This window comes from Pseudomonas sp. Y3 TE3536 (assembly GCF_053629175.1).
In genome coordinates this window covers 776,386-793,386 of the sequence record NZ_JBRJHU010000001.1, presented here as the reverse complement: position 1 = coordinate 793,386, position 17,001 = coordinate 776,386, and the positions used below count along the sequence as shown (strand labels likewise).

13 protein-coding genes are annotated in these 17,001 nt (G+C 62.8%); 9 read left to right on the top strand and 4 right to left on the bottom strand.

Annotation, left to right across the window (positions count from 1 at the left end):
• Positions 1–16 precede the first annotated feature (16 nt).
• Positions 17–898, bottom strand: coding sequence for a LysR family transcriptional regulator (locus AB7M33_RS03560; protein ID WP_454242431.1), 882 nt, complete (start codon positions 896–898; stop codon positions 17–19).
• A gap of 97 nt (positions 899–995) precedes the next feature.
• On the opposite strand from AB7M33_RS03560, the gene AB7M33_RS03555 reads away from it, so the two are divergent.
• From AB7M33_RS03555 to guaA, 4 genes are all read left to right on the top strand, one after another.
• Positions 996–1,751, top strand: coding sequence for a sulfite exporter TauE/SafE family protein (locus AB7M33_RS03555; protein WP_454242430.1), 756 nt, complete (start codon positions 996–998; stop codon positions 1,749–1,751).
• Positions 1,752–1,797: 46 nt separating this feature from the next.
• A complete protein-coding gene (locus tag AB7M33_RS03550; RefSeq protein WP_027595679.1) occupies positions 1,798–2,355 on the top strand; it encodes a hypothetical protein in 558 nt (185 codons plus the stop codon).
• 86 nt (positions 2,356–2,441) lie between these two features.
• A complete protein-coding gene (gene guaB, locus AB7M33_RS03545) occupies positions 2,442–3,911 on the top strand; it encodes an IMP dehydrogenase (RefSeq protein WP_027595680.1) in 1,470 nt (489 codons plus the stop codon).
• A gap of 78 nt (positions 3,912–3,989) precedes the next feature.
• On the top strand, positions 3,990–5,567 hold the full coding sequence (guaA, locus tag AB7M33_RS03540) for a glutamine-hydrolyzing GMP synthase (RefSeq protein WP_027595681.1): 1,578 nt from the start codon (positions 3,990–3,992) through the stop codon (positions 5,565–5,567).
• A 275-nt stretch (positions 5,568–5,842) separates the two neighbouring features.
• Here guaA and AB7M33_RS03535 read toward each other — a convergent pair whose 3' ends face one another.
• A complete protein-coding gene (locus AB7M33_RS03535) occupies positions 5,843–6,310 on the bottom strand; it encodes an N-acetyltransferase family protein (RefSeq protein ID WP_454242429.1) in 468 nt (155 codons plus the stop codon).
• Positions 6,311–6,478: 168 nt separating this feature from the next.
• Here AB7M33_RS03535 and AB7M33_RS03530 point away from each other — a divergent pair, with 168 nt between their 5' ends.
• The 4 genes from AB7M33_RS03530 (at position 6,479) to tadA (ending at position 10,322) form a co-directional block, all read left to right on the top strand.
• Entirely contained in the window at positions 6,479–7,522 is a 1,044-nt protein-coding gene (locus AB7M33_RS03530) for an NAD(P)/FAD-dependent oxidoreductase (protein ID WP_265969759.1), read from the top strand.
• On the top strand, positions 7,519–8,313 hold the full coding sequence (locus AB7M33_RS03525; RefSeq protein ID WP_454242428.1) for an APH(3') family aminoglycoside O-phosphotransferase: 795 nt from the start codon (positions 7,519–7,521) through the stop codon (positions 8,311–8,313). The genes AB7M33_RS03530 and AB7M33_RS03525 overlap by 4 nt, the downstream gene beginning before the upstream one ends.
• A gap of 141 nt (positions 8,314–8,454) precedes the next feature.
• Positions 8,455–9,837 carry a multicopper oxidase family protein gene (locus tag AB7M33_RS03520; protein ID WP_027595684.1) on the top strand — a complete coding sequence of 461 codons (1,383 nt, stop codon included), beginning with the start codon at positions 8,455–8,457 and terminating at the stop codon, positions 9,835–9,837.
• On the top strand, positions 9,837–10,322 hold the full coding sequence (gene tadA / locus AB7M33_RS03515; RefSeq protein WP_027595685.1) for a tRNA adenosine(34) deaminase TadA: 486 nt from the start codon (positions 9,837–9,839) through the stop codon (positions 10,320–10,322). The genes AB7M33_RS03520 and tadA overlap by 1 nt, the downstream gene beginning before the upstream one ends.
• A 25-nt stretch (positions 10,323–10,347) precedes the next feature.
• On the opposite strand, the gene AB7M33_RS03510 is transcribed toward tadA, so the two are convergent.
• A complete protein-coding gene (locus AB7M33_RS03510) occupies positions 10,348–10,881 on the bottom strand; it encodes a hypothetical protein (protein WP_027595686.1) in 534 nt (177 codons plus the stop codon).
• A 234-nt stretch (positions 10,882–11,115) separates the two neighbouring features.
• Positions 11,116–12,573: a membrane-bound lytic murein transglycosylase MltF gene (gene mltF / locus AB7M33_RS03505; protein WP_027595687.1), complete on the bottom strand. Its 1,458-nt coding sequence runs from the start codon at positions 12,571–12,573 to the stop codon at positions 11,116–11,118.
• Between the two features lie 525 nt (positions 12,574–13,098).
• Between mltF and purL the strand changes: the two genes are divergently transcribed.
• Positions 13,099–16,998, top strand: coding sequence for a phosphoribosylformylglycinamidine synthase (gene purL / locus AB7M33_RS03500; protein ID WP_454242427.1), 3,900 nt, complete (start codon positions 13,099–13,101; stop codon positions 16,996–16,998).
• The last annotated feature ends 3 nt before the right edge of the window (positions 16,999–17,001 follow it).

Sequence of the window (17,001 nt, the reverse complement as noted above, 5' to 3'; positions counted from 1 at the left end):
CCCCATCACACCCCTATCACGCCCCCTGCATCGCCGCCAAAAACTGGCGCACCATCAGCCCAGCATCCCGCCGACACGCCAGTGCCACCGTACTCTCACACACCTCACCCAACGCCACGAACCTGACCGATGCCGGCGCAATATCGCGCATGCATGCCGGCAACAGCGCCACCCCGAACCCCGCCTGAATCAGCTGCAACTGCGTGGTCTTGCGTGAAACCACCTGGGCCGCCTGCGGAAAGAACCCTGCATTCATGCACAGCGAGGCCGACAAATAGCTCAACCCGCCGCGGTCCCGGTGAGGAATAGAAATGAAGCGCTCGCCACGTAGCTGCTCCAGTTGCACGACCGGCGCTTCAGCCAAGGGGTGCCCGGCGGCGACAGCCAGCAACAAAGGCTCGCTGAACAGCTCATGCAACACCACGCCTTCATGCTGGCGCAGCACCGGCAGCCGCAACAGGCCGATATCCAGCCGCCCAGCGGCGATATCCTCCAATTGCGCCTCCGAGGACTGCTGCGCAATCTCCAATGCAATCCCGGGGTTGCCTTGCAAGTACGTGCCCAAGCGAGCCAGCAGTGGCCCGGTCAGAGGCACGGTGCTGGAGTGGTTCAGGCGCAGGCTGCCTTGCAGGCCGTCGCCCATGTCGCGGGTGATGCGCTCGGCCTGTGCCAGGTCAGCCAGCAAGCGGCGGGCACGCTGCAAAAAGGCGTCCCCGGCAAGCGTCAAGCGTGGCAGGCGTGCAGTGCGTTCGAACAACGGCGTGCCCAGGTGCTGCTCCAGCTCCTTGATCTGCCGGCTCAGCGCCGACTGGGCGATGTACAACCGCTCGGCGGCGGCGCTGAAACTGCCGCTCTCGGCAATTTCCACGAAGTAACGCAACTGGCGGATCGACGTCATGTCATGCCTTTTCGAGATGGGTAATGGCGCAAAGGCATATTAGTCGGCATGGCTCATGGCTGGCTAACCTTTGCGTGACTTCTCAGGAATACACGCCATGCTCACCCAATTGTCCTTTTCCGGCCTCGATTGGCTGCCCATCCTGCTCGGTGTCGGCCTGGCCTACATCGTTTTCGGCATTGCCGGTTTCGGCACTGCGCTGGTCGCAGCGCCGGTGCTGATCCACTTCATGCCGCTGTCACGGATCATCCCGCTGTTGGTGCTGCTGGACTTCGTGGCGGCCTTCGGCAACTTGCTGCCGTCGCGCCGGGATGTGGTACGCGGCGAGCTGCTGCGTCTGCTGCCCTTCATGGCGATAGGGTGCACCTTGGGGGTGGTGTTTCTGTTGCGGCTCAAGTCCGACCTGCTGCTGTTGCTGATGGGCCTGTTCGTCAGTGCCTATGCGTTCTATAGCCTGGCGGTGAAGGTGCGCCCCGCGACCTTGTCCGGCTTCTGGGCGGTGCCCATGGGCACGGTAGGGGGCTTGTTCGGTGCGTTGTTCGGCAGCGGTGGTTTTCTCTATGCGCTGTACCTGAGTGCTCGCCTGGAGGCGAAAGAGCAGGTGAGGGCTACCCAAAGTGCGTTGATCAGTTGCAGCACGGTGGTGCGCCTGTCGCTGTTCCTGATCGCCGGGGTCTACGCCGACAGCAGCCTGTTGTTGCTCGCTGCCTGCCTGTTGCCGGTGATGTTCGTCGGCTTGTGGGTAGGGCGCCGGCTGACCCTGAAACTGTCCCGCGAGGCCTTTGTGCGCCTGGTCACGTGGCTGGTGCTGGCCAGTGGCTTGGCCATGATCGGTCGCTACCTGAGCCTGTGAGCGGTAGAATTGCGGCATTACCGCAGTTCGCAGGTTTGCTTCCTTAATGAACACCCAGAGCATCATCGTCCCCAAGCTTTCCACCGTTCCGGCCAACGAGGCCCGCGCCCGGGCGATCGTACGCTGGCTGGTGCGCGAGAAAATCGTCGAAGAGCAACTCACCACCTGTGGCCGCACCGGAAACCGCATGGGCCATGCCTTGGCCGAAGGTGCGCGCAAGGTAGCCCTGCACCCCGAGAAACTGCCCTTCGGTGAGCAGGCCAGCGGCCTCGAGATCATGCTCAAGCGCTGCATCTATACCCCGACCGACGGTTTTCTCGAAGAAGCCGGCTGCCCGGAGTGCCGCCGTGAAGTCGGCGAGCCGCTGTTCGAGAGCCTTGAAGAGTGGATGCCAGGGGTCAGTGACAACTTCACCTGCCCGCTGTGCGGCTTCGAAGACGACATCAATGGCTTTCTTTACCTGCAGCCATGTGCCTTTTCCAACCTGGGGTTCATCTTCAACAACTGGGGCGAGGCCGGGTTCACCCAGGCCTTTCTCGACAGCTTCGCCGACTGGCTCGACCAGCCAGTGGCGGTCGTGCAGGTAAAACTGCCAGAACGCTGACCGAAGGCCCTTATTTTGCATTGAGCGGCGCGCCGTGGATGAGTATAATGGCGCGCTTCCATTTTTCCCGCCCGGGAGCCCCCGCGATGCTGCGTATCAGCCAAGAAGCCCTGACTTTCGACGATATCCTCCTTGTACCTGGCTATTCCGAGGTACTGCCCAATGAAGTCAGTCTCAAGACCCGTTTGACTCGTGGCATCGAGCTGAACATCCCTCTGGTTTCCGCCGCCATGGATACCGTGACCGAAGCGCGTCTGGCCATTGCCATGGCTCAGGAAGGCGGCATCGGCATCATCCACAAGAACATGACCATCGAACAGCAGGCCGGCGAAGTGCGCAAGGTCAAGAAGTTCGAGGCTGGCGTGGTCAAGGACCCGATCACCATCGAAGCAGACGCCACCGTGCGCGACCTGTTCGACCTGACCCGCCTGAACAACATTTCGGGTGTTCCGGTGCTGGAGAACGGTGACCTGGTCGGTATCGTCACCTCCCGTGACGTGCGCTTCGAAACCCGTCTGGATGCCAAGGTCCGCGATGTGATGACGCCCAAAGAGCGTCTGGTCACCGTGCGCGAAGGCGCCAACAAGAACGAAGTCCGCGAGCTGCTGCACAAGCACCGCCTGGAAAAAGTCCTGATCGTCGACGACAAGTTCAGCCTCAAGGGCATGATGACCGTCAAAGACATCGAAAAAGCCAAGGCCTACCCGTTGGCCAGCAAGGACGACCAAGGTCGCCTGCGCGTCGGCGCTGCCGTCGGTACCGGCAAGGACACCGGCGAGCGCGTTGCTGCCCTGGTTGCTGCTGGCGTTGACGTGGTGGTGGTGGACACCGCCCACGGTCACTCCAAAGGCGTGATCGACCGCGTACGCTGGGTCAAGGAAACCTACCCGCAAGTGCAGGTGATCGGCGGCAACATCGCCACCGGCGCTGCGGCCAAGGCCCTGGCTGAAGCTGGCGCAGACGCCGTCAAGGTCGGTATCGGCCCAGGCTCGATCTGCACCACCCGCATCGTCGCCGGTGTCGGCGTGCCGCAAATCAGCGCCATCGCCAACGTCGCCGCTGCGCTGGAAGGCACGGGCGTCCCGCTGATCGCCGACGGTGGCATCCGCTTCTCCGGTGACCTGTCCAAGGCCATCGTTGCCGGTGCTTCCTGCGTGATGATGGGTTCGATGTTCGCCGGTACCGAAGAGGCCCCGGGTGAAGTCGAGCTGTTCCAGGGCCGCTCCTACAAGGCCTACCGCGGCATGGGCTCGCTGGGTGCCATGGCACAGGCGCAGGGCTCGTCCGACCGTTACTTCCAGGACTCCTCGGCCGGCGCCGAGAAGCTGGTGCCGGAAGGCATCGAAGGCCGCGTACCGTACAAGGGTGCCTTGGCAGCCATCATCCACCAGCTGATGGGCGGCCTGCGTTCGTCCATGGGCTACACCGGCAGCGCAACCATCGAAGAGATGCGCACCAAGCCGGAATTCGTGCGCATCACCGGTGCCGGCATGGCCGAGTCCCACGTGCATGACGTGCAGATCACCAAAGAAGCCCCTAACTACCGCGTAGGCTGAGGCTTCCAGCACTATCAGCATGCGGGGCTGTCACGACAGCCCCGCGTCGTTTCCGATTTCCACTGACGAGATTGAGTCATGGCCCTCGACATTCACGCTCACCGCATCCTGATCCTCGATTTCGGTTCCCAGTACACCCAGCTGATCGCCCGCCGCGTGCGCGAGATCGGTGTCTACTGCGAACTGCATCCGTTCGACATGGACGATGAAGCGATCCGCGAATTCAACCCGCGCGGCATCATCCTCGCCGGCGGCCCCGAGTCGGTACACGAAGCCAACAGCCCGCGCGCGCCGCAGGCTGTGTTCGACCTGAACGTACCGCTGCTGGGCATCTGCTACGGCATGCAGACCATGGCCGAGCAACTGGGCGGCAAGGTGACCGGTTCCGACCTGCGCGAATTCGGCTACGCCCGCGTTGATGTAGTCGGCAAGAGCCGCCTGCTCGACGGCATCGAAGACCACGTAGACGCCGACGGCGTGCTGGGCCTGGACGTGTGGATGAGCCACGGTGACAAGGTCACCCAGATGCCTGGCGACTTCCACGTGCTGGCCAGCACCCCGAGCTGCCCGATTGCCGGCATGTTCGACGACGCGCGCGGCTACTACGGCGTGCAGTTCCACCCGGAAGTGACCCACACCAAGCAGGGCGGTCGCATCCTCTCGCGCTTCGTCCAGGACATCTGCGGCTGCGAAGCCCTGTGGACCCCGTCCAACATCGTCGAAGACGCCATCGCCCAAGTGCGTGAGCAAGTTGGTTCGGCCAACGTCCTGCTGGGCTTGTCCGGCGGCGTGGACTCCTCCGTGGTTGCCGCGCTGCTGCACCGCGCCATCGGTGACCAGCTGACCTGCGTCTTCGTCGACAACGGCCTGCTGCGCCTGCACGAAGGCGACCAAGTGATGGCCATGTTCAAAGAGAACATGGGCGTCAAGGTGATCCGTGCCGACGCCGAGGCACAATTCCTGGGCAACCTGGAAGGCGAAGCGGACCCTGAGAAGAAGCGCAAGATCATCGGTCGCACCTTCATCGACATCTTCGATGCTGAAGCCAGCAAGCTGGACAACATCCAGTTCCTGGCCCAGGGCACCATCTACCCGGACGTGATCGAGTCGGCTGGCGCCAAGAGCGGCAAGGCCCACGTGATCAAGTCGCACCACAACGTCGGTGGCCTGCCAGAGGAAATGAACCTCAAGCTGGTCGAGCCGCTGCGCGAGCTGTTCAAGGACGAAGTCCGCAAGATCGGCCTGGAGCTGGGCCTGCCGTACGACATGGTCTACCGCCACCCGTTCCCAGGCCCGGGCCTGGGCGTGCGTATCCTTGGTGAAGTGAAGAAGGAATACGCCGACATTCTGCGTCGCGCTGACCACATCTTCATCGAAGAACTGCGCAAAGCCGACTGGTACCACAAGACCAGCCAGGCCTTCGTGGTGTTCCAGCCGGTCAAGTCGGTTGGCGTCGTTGGCGACGGCCGTCGTTACGCCTGGGTCGTGGCCCTGCGTGCCGTCGAGACCGTGGACTTCATGACCGCGCGTTGGGCACACCTGCCGTACGAGCTGCTGGAGACCGTCAGCGGCCGTATCATCAACGAAATCGAAGGCATCTCGCGCGTCACTTACGACGTGTCGAGCAAGCCGCCGGCCACTATCGAGTGGGAATGATTTCGCGCCCGGCCACGGCCGGCGTCCGATAGCAGGAAGCTACCAAAAGCCCGCATGATTGCGTAATGATGTTCACTTAAGAATGCCGGGGCCGCTCTGCGGCCCATCGCGGCACAAGGCCGCTCCCACACCGACCGCGTTATGCCCCTATTTACAGGGCATGCGCGAACATTGTGGGAGCGGCCTTGTGCCGCGATGGGCCGCAAAGCGGCCCCAATACAGGCGATGGATAACTTAAGTGAACAGCATTACGCATGATTGCGGGCTTTTGCGTTTTACCGAGCGCGTGAATCGACCCTGAGCTGCAAGATCTCATCTCCCGCTTCGTCCTGCTCGCCTGTCGACGTCCAGCCTAGGTGCCGATAGAACCCATACGAGCGCACGTCAGGGTCGCTGGAGCACGCCAGGAACAGCCGCTCGAACCCCAGCGCCCGCAGGTGGTCGACGACCTTCTGCAGCAAGCGCTTGCCGATCCCTTGGCCCTCAAAGGCAGGCAGCAGGGCAAGCACGGTCACCTCGCCACTGTCCTTGTCGGCGAAGCAGTAGCCCACTATCTGGTTGCCCTTGCAGGCCACGAAGCCTGGGCCGCTTCCATCGCGAATGCCGCTGCTCCAGGAATCGACGGTGATGCCTAGCGCGCGCAGGTCTTCTTCTGTGAACGCGTTTTCCCGGGTCAATGCCCGGAGGGTCATGCACGCTGCGGCATCTTCAGGTACTGCAGGGCGACAGGTTATGGCTGTCATACGTTCGGCCTCACGTTGAAAGCGCCATTGTGCGTATACGACGGTCTGCGAGTCTGTGAGCAAACGTAAGCTGCCGGACGCCATTGAACGTGAATACGATTGTTCACAGACGTTAAGGCTGCCTTTGCGCACACTACGCTTCCTCGGTTTTGCGCAAGGACAAACGCAATGGCACGCAAAGTTCCTCATGTAGTGGTGGTGGGCGGCGGTATCCTCGGCGCCTCCATCGCCTGGCACCTGGCCCGGCGGGGTGCTCCGGTCACCGTGCTTGAACGCGAGCGTGCCATTGCCCGGGGTGTCACCGGGCACTCGTATGGTTGGGTGGGCAACGGCAGCCGCCTCCCTTCCGAGCACCCGGCAAGCTTTGCCTTGGAGCAGCTTGCCCTGGCTCAATTTGCGCAGCTGACGCAAGCGCTCGGGCCGCTGCCGGTGGCAGCGCAAGGTGGCTTGATCTGGCTCGACAGCGAGCAGGAGACCTTGGCCATGCTTGCCGAGCAGCAGGCGGCAGGTGTGTCGATGATGGCGGTGGGGCGCGAGCGCATCCGCGAGCTGGAGCCCGGCCTGGTGCGGGCACCGGACATGGCAATCTGGGCGCCGGACGATTTTGCGGTCGAGCCTGATGCACTGGCTGAGCGCTTGTTGGCGGCAGCCCAGGGCGAAGGCGCTAAGGTGCTTGAGGCGTGCGAGGTACTGGCGCTGGAGGTGCAGGGCACGCGCATTACCGGTGTGCGTACCCACGCGGGCATCGTGCAGGCGGATGTCGTTGTACTGGCCAATGCCATGGGCGCCCAGAGCCTGACCCGGCAACTGGGGCAGGATCTGCCCATCCACGAAGCGCCTGCGGTGCTGCTGCGGTTCGATGCCGCACAGGTGCCGCTGCGCCATCTGCTGTACGGGCAGTCGCTGGAAGTGCGGCCCGCTCGAGGTGGTGGACTGCTGTCGGCAGCTGACTTCCCAGGTGAAGCGGGGATGGCCGAGCTCGGTCGTAGCAGTCTAGAAGCGGTTGCCAGTCTGTTTCAGCCCAGTTGCGAAATGTCGCTGCGATCAATCCGGGCAGTGTACCGGCCAAAAACCGACAGTGGCCTGCCACTGCGTACGTTCCTTGAGGGGTTCGAAGGGCTGTACGTCACGGTCGCTCACCCAGGCGTTATTCTGGCGCCGCTCATGGGCAGCGAGGCCTGCGAAGACATCCTCAAAGGGCAGATGCCATGACGAGGCGCACACCTGCCGAGCAGCTCCTGCCAGCAGGCTGGCGAGAGGCCCATGGCGTTGTGGCGATGGAGGTTCAGGCGCTTGGCGAGTCTGGGGCCAGTGTCTGGCGCCTGCGCCGCGAATGCGCCGAGGATCTGTTCCTCAAGTCCGAGCCCGTGGCGGCGCTGGCGGAGCTCCCGGGCGAGGTCAGCCGCCTGCGCTGGATGGCGGGGCAGGGCATGTCAGCGCCTCGGGTCATCGACGCCGCTACTGAACAGGGACGGCACTGGTTGTTGATGACTGCAGTGTCAGGTCAGAGCTTGGCTGAATCGACTAAGCGTGCGCCAGCGGCCACGGTTGCCCTGATGGCCGAGGCACTGCGCCAGCTGCACCAGCGACCGGTCGGGGAGTGCCCGTTCGATCATGCGCTGGCGGCGCGGGTGAGGTTGGCGCAAGCGCGCATTACGGCTGGCCTGGTCGATGAGGCAGACTTCGATGAAGAGCAGCTTGGGCGCACGGCCAGTGATGTGTTCGCCGACCTGTTGGCGGCGCGCCCGACGAAGGAGGACCGGGTGGTGACCCATGGCGATGCCTGTCTACCGAACGTGATGGCTGAGGGTACACGCTTCAGCGGTTTCATCGACTGTGGCCGCCTGGGTGTGGCCGACCGTTGGCAGGACTTGGCGTTGGCAACCCGGGATATCGCCGCTGACCTGGGGGATGAGTGGGTGGCGCCCTTTCTGGCAAGCTATGGGATCGAAGCGGATTCTGCCCGGATCCGCTTTTATCGATTGCTGGACGAATTCTTTTGACGCTGCGCTCAGCTACCAGGCCCAGACCTCCCTGCGACAAGACTTCACTTAATCTTTCCCATTTGCAGGTGTATCGTATTCGCCCTTCATCGCCAGCCCTGCTGGCAGCTTGATTGCGCCGAACATGAGGTACCCGCACCGATGTCCTTCACCCGTCGACAAATGCTCAAGGGCCTCACCGGCCTGGTTGTGGTAGGCCTGGGCGCCGGAGGCGCAGCGCGGTACTGGCTGGGCAAGGTCGAGGACGAGAATGCCGGGCACGACTACGAGCTGATCGCCGCGCCCCTGGACGTGGAACTGGTGCCGGGCTTCAAGACCGAGGCTTGGGCCTTTGGCCCTTCGGCGCCAGGTACCGAGCTGCGGGTACGCCAGGGCACCTGGTTGCGGGTGCGGTTCATCAACCACTTGCCGGTCGAAACCACCATTCACTGGCATGGCATCCGCTTGCCGCTGGAAATGGACGGCGTGCCGTACGTGTCGCAGCTGCCGGTCAAGCCGGGCGAATACTTCGACTACAAGTTCCGCGTGCCGGATGCGGGCAGCTACTGGTATCACCCACATGTCAGCAGCTCGGAAGAGCTTGGTCGCGGACTGGTCGGCCCGCTGATCGTCGAGGAGCGCGAGCCTACCGGGTTCCTGCACGAGCGCACGCTGAGCCTGAAAAACTGGCACGTAGACGAGCAGGGCGCCTGGCTGCCGTTCAGCATCCCGCGTGAGGCCGCGCGTAACGGCACTGCCGGGCGGCTGATCACCATCAACGGCCAGCCCGACGCGGTCACCGAGCTGCCGGCCGGCCAGGTGGTGCGGGTGCGCCTGCTGAACCTGGACAACACCTGGACCTACCGCCTTAACCTCAAGGGCAACTGCGAGGCGAAGATCTACGCCCTCGACGGCAACCCGGTGACCCCGCGCCCGTTGGAAGACGAGTACTGGCTTGGCCCTGGCATGCGCATCTGCCTGGCCATCCGGATTCCCGAAGCGGGTGAGGAAATTTCCCTGCGCGACGGTTTCGTGCGCCTGGGTACCCTGCGTTCGGTGCCGAGCAACGACGCGCCGAGTGACTGGCCGCCAGCGCTGCCGGCCAACCCGATCGCCGAGCCGGACCTGGAGAATGCTGAAAAGCTCAACTTCAATTTCGAGTGGGCGGCCAAAGTTTCTGTCACCCCTGACCCGAACAAACCATCGAGCCTGTGGCAGATCAACGGCCAGGCCTGGGACATCACCGACAAGACATGCGCCGACCGGCCCATCGCCACGCTGCAGAAGGGCAAGAGCTACATCTTCGAGCTGAAGAACATGACCCAGTACCAGCACCCGATCCACCTGCATGGCATGAGTTTCAAGGTGATTGCCTCCAACCGCCACGACATCAAGGAACCGTGGTTCACCGATACCTACCTGCTGGGCAAGAACGAGCGGGCCCAGGTGGCACTTGTGGCCGATAACCCGGGCACCTGGATGTTCCACTGCCACGTCATCGACCACATGGAAACCGGCCTGATGGCCGCGATAGCGGTGGTCTGATGCGCCCACACATCATTGATCGCAGCCGCGATCAGGAATTCATGCGCATTGCTCTGGCCCTGGCGGCCGAGGGCGCGGCCATGGGCGAGGTGCCGGTAGGGGCGGTGCTGGTACAGCATGGCCAGGTAATCGGCCAGGGCTTCAACCGGCCCATTATCGACAGCGACCCGAGTGCGCATGCCGAGATGGTTGCCATTCGGGCTGCGGCCAAGTCGGCGAGCAACTATCGGCTGCCGGGCAGCACGCTGTATGTGACCCTGGAGCCTTGCAGCATGTGCGCGGGGTTGATCGTGCATTCGCGGGTGGCGCGGGTGGTGTACGGGGCGCTGGAGCCCAAGGCGGGTATCGTGCAGAGCCAGGGGCAGTTCTTCGGCCAGGGCTTCCTCAACCATCGGGTAATGGTAGAGGGCGGGGTGCTGGCGGAGGAGTGTGGGCAGATCCTCAGTGACTTTTTCAAGGCGCGAAGGGTAAAGAGGGGGGGATAGCAGGTGGCTAACGATACATAGGTTGTTATAGGTTGTTGGTATCTACACAAGTTAGCTTTCCAGCGATGTTTCCGCTCCTGTAGGCGTTCTTCTGCATTTTTAATCCACTGACGATCAGTTCCCCGTTTTCAATATTTCTAAGTTCTGAGAGAGGGATCTTGCTTGTATTAACTGCATCGTCAGTTACCTCGAGTATGAAGCGCCAGTCATTTTCTGGGCAATAGCTGTAGTCAGATTCTTTTACAGGTCTGTCGCTCCCCAGTTTGATGGTGTTCCCCTTTGATGCATTGCTTACCTTAAAAAAATAAACCTGATCATTGCCGCAGTTGTAACTGCCCCTGTAGGCAGCGTTTCTTCGATATTCTATGTTCAAAGATGTGCAGGCACTGTCGGTTGCGTTCTTGTAAAGATGAAGTTTGCCTACGGGCACGGTTGGGTGGCTGGCGTGTGACTCCGCCCTTTTCACTTCTGCTGCCTTGTAATCATCTTTGAGGGGTGATTGTGCCTGTGCGAACGCAGTCAGGCTGAGCAGCCCAAGAATAATAAGGGGCCTGGTCATGCTTGTCTCCAACACCGTGGTTGTGGAGAAGCATCTATAGAAGGGTGGCTGCTAGGCGGCAACTGGCATTTTTACCAGTTGCGTAATCGTTAGGTTTTTGCTGTTACATCAGGCGATGTCTAACGTTCCCAGAGACTTGAAACGTAAATCGCTTAGGGTGAGGTGTGTAAACTTACGGATGAAGCCGGGAAGGGATTGCATGCCGCTCATTCCTGCGAACAGGCCAGTACAGGTTTACATCGGCGGCGACTGCTCTGCCGGTTTGTCCTTATTTACCCCAGGCACATGCAAATTGCCCTCGGCCATCTGGCCTTCGAGCTGCGGCTGGGTCACCCAGGTCAGGATGTCGTAGTAACGGCGGATGTTGGCCACGAAGTGCACCGGCTCGCCCCCGCGGGCATAGCCGTACTTGGTCTTGCTGTACCACTGCTTCTGCGCCAGGCGCGGCAGCATTTTCTTCACGTCCAGCCACTTGTTCGGGTTGAGCTTCTCGCGCTTGGCCAGGGTGCGGGCGTCTTCCAGGTGGCCGCTGCCAACGTTATAGGCCGCCAGGGCGAACCAGGTGCGGTCGGGTTCCTGGATGCTGTCGTCGAGTTGCTCTTTGATCAGCATGAAGTACTTGGCACCACCTTGGATGCTCTGTTTCGGGTCCAGGCGATTGGACACGCCCATGGCCTGCGCCGTGCGCTGGGTGAGCATCATCAGGCCGCGCACGCCCGTCTTGGAGGTGACTTCCGGCTGCCACATCGATTCCTGGTAGCCGATGGCCGCCAGCAGGCGCCAGTCCACCTGTTCGACCTTGGCGTAGCTCTTGAAGTGCTTCTCGTACTTGGGCAGCCGCTGCTGCAAATGCTGGGCGAAGGTATAGGCGCCGACGTAGCCGAGTACGTCGACATGGCCGTAATAGCGGTCTTTCAGGCGCTGCAGGGTGCCGTTTTTCTGGGCCTTGTCGAGAAACTCGTTGACCTCGTTGAGCAGGCTGTTGTCCTCGCCGGCCGCCACCGCCCAGCGCTGGTCGCGGGTGTCGCCCAGGTCGAAGGCGACCCGAACGTTGGGGAAGTACACCTGGTTCATCGCCAGTTCGTTGGAGTCGACCAGGGTCAGGTCGATCTGGCCTTCATCGACCATGCGCAGCAAGTCGACCACCTCGACGGCGTCGGATTCTTCGTATTCCAGGCCCGGATACTGCTTTTTCAGCTCAGCCAGCTGGTCGGCATGGCTGCTGCCCTTGAGCACCATGATCTTCTTGCCGACCAGGCCCTTGGCTTCGGTCGGGCGCGAGCGGCCGTTGCGGTAGATGACTTGAGGGGTGACTTCCAGGTACGGGTGGGAGAATTTCGCCTGGGTCTTGCGCCGTTCGCTGCTTACCAGGCCGGCGGCTGCCAGCACCGGGCCGGAGGGCTTGCCCAGCTCGTCGAACAGTTGATCGAGGTTATCGGCGGTCTCGATCTCCAGCTTTACGCCGAGATCATCGGCGAAATGCTTGACCAATTCGTATTCGAAGCCGGTTTCGCCGTTACGGTCCTGGAAATACGTCGCCGGGCTGTTGCGGGTGATTACGCGCAGCACACCATCCTCCTTCACGCGCTCGAGGGTGCTGGGTTTTTCAACACAGGCACCGAGCATCAGAAAGAGTCCGGTTGCGATGAGCCATCTGGCGCAGCGCTGGCGCAAAGCAGTGTGGGCGAACATAGCTTGCAGTATACGCAAAGGACAGGCGGCGCCATATCTCGACAACAGATAGCTTGTCTGGTAGCGGGTTCTGTGTTCAGGGTGTTTGCCGTTAGGGGTGTTTGCCGTTAGAGGTGTGCCGCCTGGCAGATCGAGCGCCGCCCGCGCGGCGCTTCGCGGGGCAAGTCGGACCGCCGCACCGCCGCTCCCACATTTGTTTCGGGCCAATCAATCCTGAACTATTAGCGCGCGGCCCCTTGTTTGTCCCTTTCAATATCGTGTCGTACACCAAGGGGTACGCGCGCCAATGGCACAGGCATGATTGGCCCGAAACAAATGTGGGAGCGGGCTTGCCCCGCGAAGCGCCGCGCGGGCGGCGCTCGATCTCACTGGCCATAAACCTCTTGAGGCGAGCACCCGAAATATTGACCCGCAAGTCCGGTTCCACCGCCCGACAGGCGCGGCGTAGAGCAGGTGCCGAAAGCCGCGGAATTAGGCTAGAATGCACGGCCTCTAAGCACACCCCTTCCTGAGGCTGTCCCGACGATGTTGATCCTGCGCGGCGCTCCTGCCCTTTCTGCCTTTCGCCACGGTAAATTACTCGAGCAACTGAGCCAGAAAGTCCCCGCTGTTACTGGTTTGTATGCCGAATTCGCCCACTTCGCCGATGTCGACGGCGAGCTGACCGCCGACCAGCAGCAGGTGCTGGGCCGTCTGCTCAAGTACGGCCCGAGCGTGCCGGTACAGGAGCCGACCGGCCGCCTGTTCCTGGTCGTGCCGCGCCTGGGCACCATCTCGCCCTGGGCCAGCAAGGCCAGCGACATCGCCCACAACTGCGGCCTGCAGTCGATCCAGCGCCTTGAGCGCGGCATCGCCTACTACGTCGCCGGCAACCTGAGCGAAGCCGATGCACAGGCCGTCGCCGCCGAACTGCACGACCGCATGACCCAGCGCGTGCTGGCCCAGCTGGAGCAGGCATCCGACCTGTTCAGCCACGCCCAGCCCAAGCCGATGACCTCGGTCGACATCCTCGCCGGTGGCCGCGACGCCCTGGCCAAGGCCAACGTCGACCTGGGCCTGGCCCTGGCTGAAGACGAGATCGACTACCTGGTCGCCGCTTTCCAGAACCTTGCGCGCAACCCGAACGACATCGAACTGATGATGTTCGCCCAGGCCAACTCCGAGCACTGCCGTCACAAGATCTTCAACGCCAGTTGGGACATCGACGGCCAGGCTCAGGAAAAGAGCCTGTTCGGCATGATCAAGAACACCTACCAGATGCACAGCGAAGGCGTGCTGTCTGCTTACAAGGACAACGCCTCGGTGATCGTCGGCAACGTTGCCGGCCGTTTCTTCCCGAACCCTGAAACCCGCCAGTACGGCGCGGTGCAGGAGCCGGTGCACATCCTGATGAAGGTCGAGACGCACAACCACCCGACCGCCATCGCGCCGTTCTCCGGTGCTTCCACCGGCTCCGGCGGCGAAATCCGCGACGAAGGCGCCACCGGCCGTGGCGCCAAGCCCAAGGCTGGCCTGACCGGCTTTACCGTGTCCAACCTGCGCATTCCAGGCTTCGAACAGCCATGGGAGCAGGCGTACGGCAAGCCTGAGCGCATCGTCGACGCCCTCGACATCATGGTCGAAGGCCCGCTGGGTGGCGCCGCATTCAACAACGAATTCGGTCGCCCGGCCCTGACCGGCTACTTCCGTACCTTCGAGCAGGCGATCAACACCCCGCACGGCGAAGAAGTGCGCGGCTACCACAAGCCGATCATGCTCGCCGGCGGCATGGGCAACATCCGTGAAGACCACGTGCAGAAGGGCGAGATCACCGTCGGCGCCAAGCTGATCGTGCTCGGCGGCCCGGCCATGCTGATCGGCCTGGGTGGCGGTGCGGCTTCGTCGGTCGCCACCGGTGCCAGCTCTGCCGACCTGGACTTCGCTTCGGTACAGCGCGAAAACCCGGAAATGGAGCGCCGTTGCCAAGAGGTCATCGACCGCTGCTGGCAGCTGGGCGACAAAAACCCGATCGCCTTCATTCACGACGTTGGCGCCGGCGGTATCTCCAACGCCTTCCCTGAGCTGGTCAACGACGGTGGCCGCGGTGGCCGCTTCGAACTGCGCAACGTGCCCAACGACGAGCCGGGCATGGCCCCGCACGAAATCTGGAGCAACGAATCGCAGGAACGTTACGTGCTGGCCGTCAGCGCTGTCGACTTCGACCGCTTCCAGGCCATCTGTGAACGTGAGCGCTGCCCGTTCGCCGTTGTGGGTGAGGCGACTGAAGAGCCGCACCTGACCGTGACCGACAGCCACTTCGCCAACACCCCGGTGGACATGCCGCTGGACGTGCTGCTGGGCAAGCCGCCGCGCATGCACCGTTCGGTCACCCGTGAAGCCGAACTTGGCGATGAATTCGACCCAAGCACCCTGTCGCTGGCCGATTCGGTCGAGCGCGTGCTGCACCACCCTGCGGTGGCCAGCAAGAGCTTCCTGATCACCATCGGCGACCGCACCATCACTGGCCTGGTGGCCCGTGACCAAATGGTCGGCCCATGGCAGGTGCCGGTGGCCGACTGCGCCGTTACCGCCACCAGCTTCGACGTCTACACCGGTGAAGCCATGGCCATGGGTGAGCGCACCCCGCTGGCCCTGCTCGACGCCCCGGCGTCTGGCCGCATGGCCATCGGCGAAACCCTGACCAACCTCGCCGCCTCGCGGATCGAGAAGCTGTCCGACATCAAACTGTCGGCCAACTGGATGTCCGCCGCCGGCCACCCGGGTGAAGACGCGCGCCTGTACGACACCGTCAAGGCTGTCGGCATGGAGCTGTGCCCTGAGCTGGGTATCACCATTCCGGTCGGCAAAGACTCGATGTCGATGAAGACCAAGTGGAGCGAAGAGGGCGTCGAGAAGAGCGTGACCTCGCCGATGTCGCTGATCATCACCGGCTTCGCCCCGGTCACCGACATCCGCAAGACCCTGACCCCGCAACTGCGCATGGACAAGGGCGAAACCGACCTGATCCTGATCGACCTGGGCCGCGGCAAGAACCGCATGGGCGCCTCGATCCTGGCGCAGACCCACGGCAAGTTGGCCAATGCCGCACCGGACGTCGACGATGCCGAAGACCTCAAGGCCTTCTTCGCCGTGATCCAGGGCCTCAACGCCGACGGCCACCTGCTGGCCTACCACGACCGTTCCGATGGTGGCCTGATGACCACCGTGCTGGAAATGGCCTTCGCCGGCCACTGCGGCTTCGACCTAGAGCTGGACACCCTGACCAGCAAAGCGGAAAAAGTCGCCGCCATCCTCTTCAACGAAGAGCTGGGTGCGGTCATCCAGGTTCGCCAGGATGCCACCCCAGACGTACTGGCCCAGTTCAGCGCAGCTGGCTTGGGTGAAGACTGCGTCGCGGTGATCGGCCGGCCGACCAACAACAGCGAAGTGGTCGTGCGCCTGAACAGTGAAGAACTGTTCAAGGGCGACCGTCGCCTGCTGCAACGCCAGTGGGCCGAGACCAGCTACCAGGTTCAGCGCCTGCGTGACAACGCCGAATGCGCCGACCAGGAATTCGACGCGCTGCTCGAAGAAGACAACCCGGGCCTGTCGGTCAAGCTGGGCTACGACGTCAACGACGACATCGCTGCCCCGTACATCAAGAAAGGCGTGCGCCCGCAAGTGGCGATCTTGCGTGAGCAGGGCGTCAACGGCCAGGTCGAGATGGCTGCTGCCTTCGACCGCGCCGGCTTCGCCGCCATTGACGTGCACATGAGCGACATCCTCGCTGGCCGTGTCGACTTCGAAGCCTTCAAAGGCCTCGTTGCATGCGGCGGCTTCTCGTACGGTGACGTGCTGGGTGCCGGTGAGGGCTGGGCCAAGTCGGCGCTGTTCAACGCCCGTGCCCGCGATGCCTTCCAGGCCTTCTTCGAGCGCACCGACAGCTTCGCCCTGGGCGTGTGCAACGGTTGCCAGATGATGTCCAACCTGCACGAGCTGATCCCGGGCACCGAGTTCTGGCCGCACTTCGTGCGTAACCGTTCCGAGCAGTTCGAAGCCCGTGTGGCCATGGTCGAGGTGCAGAAGTCCAACTCGATCTTCCTGCAGGGCATGGCCGGTTCGCGCATGCCGATCGCCATCGCCCACGGCGAAGGCCATGCCGAGTTCGCCAACGAAGCGGCACTGCTGGAAGCCGACGTGTCCGGTTGCGTGGCCCTGCGCTACGTCGACAACCACGGCAAGGTCACCGAAACCTACCCGGCCAACCCGAACGGCTCGCCGCGTGGTATCACCGGCCTCACCAGCCGTGACGGCCGCGTGACCATCATGATGCCGCACCCGGAGCGTATGTTCCGCGCTGTGCAGAACTCCTGGCGCCCGGATGAGTGGCAGGAAGATGCTGCGCTGATGCGTATGTTCCGCAACGCGCGCGTCTGGGTGAACTAAGGC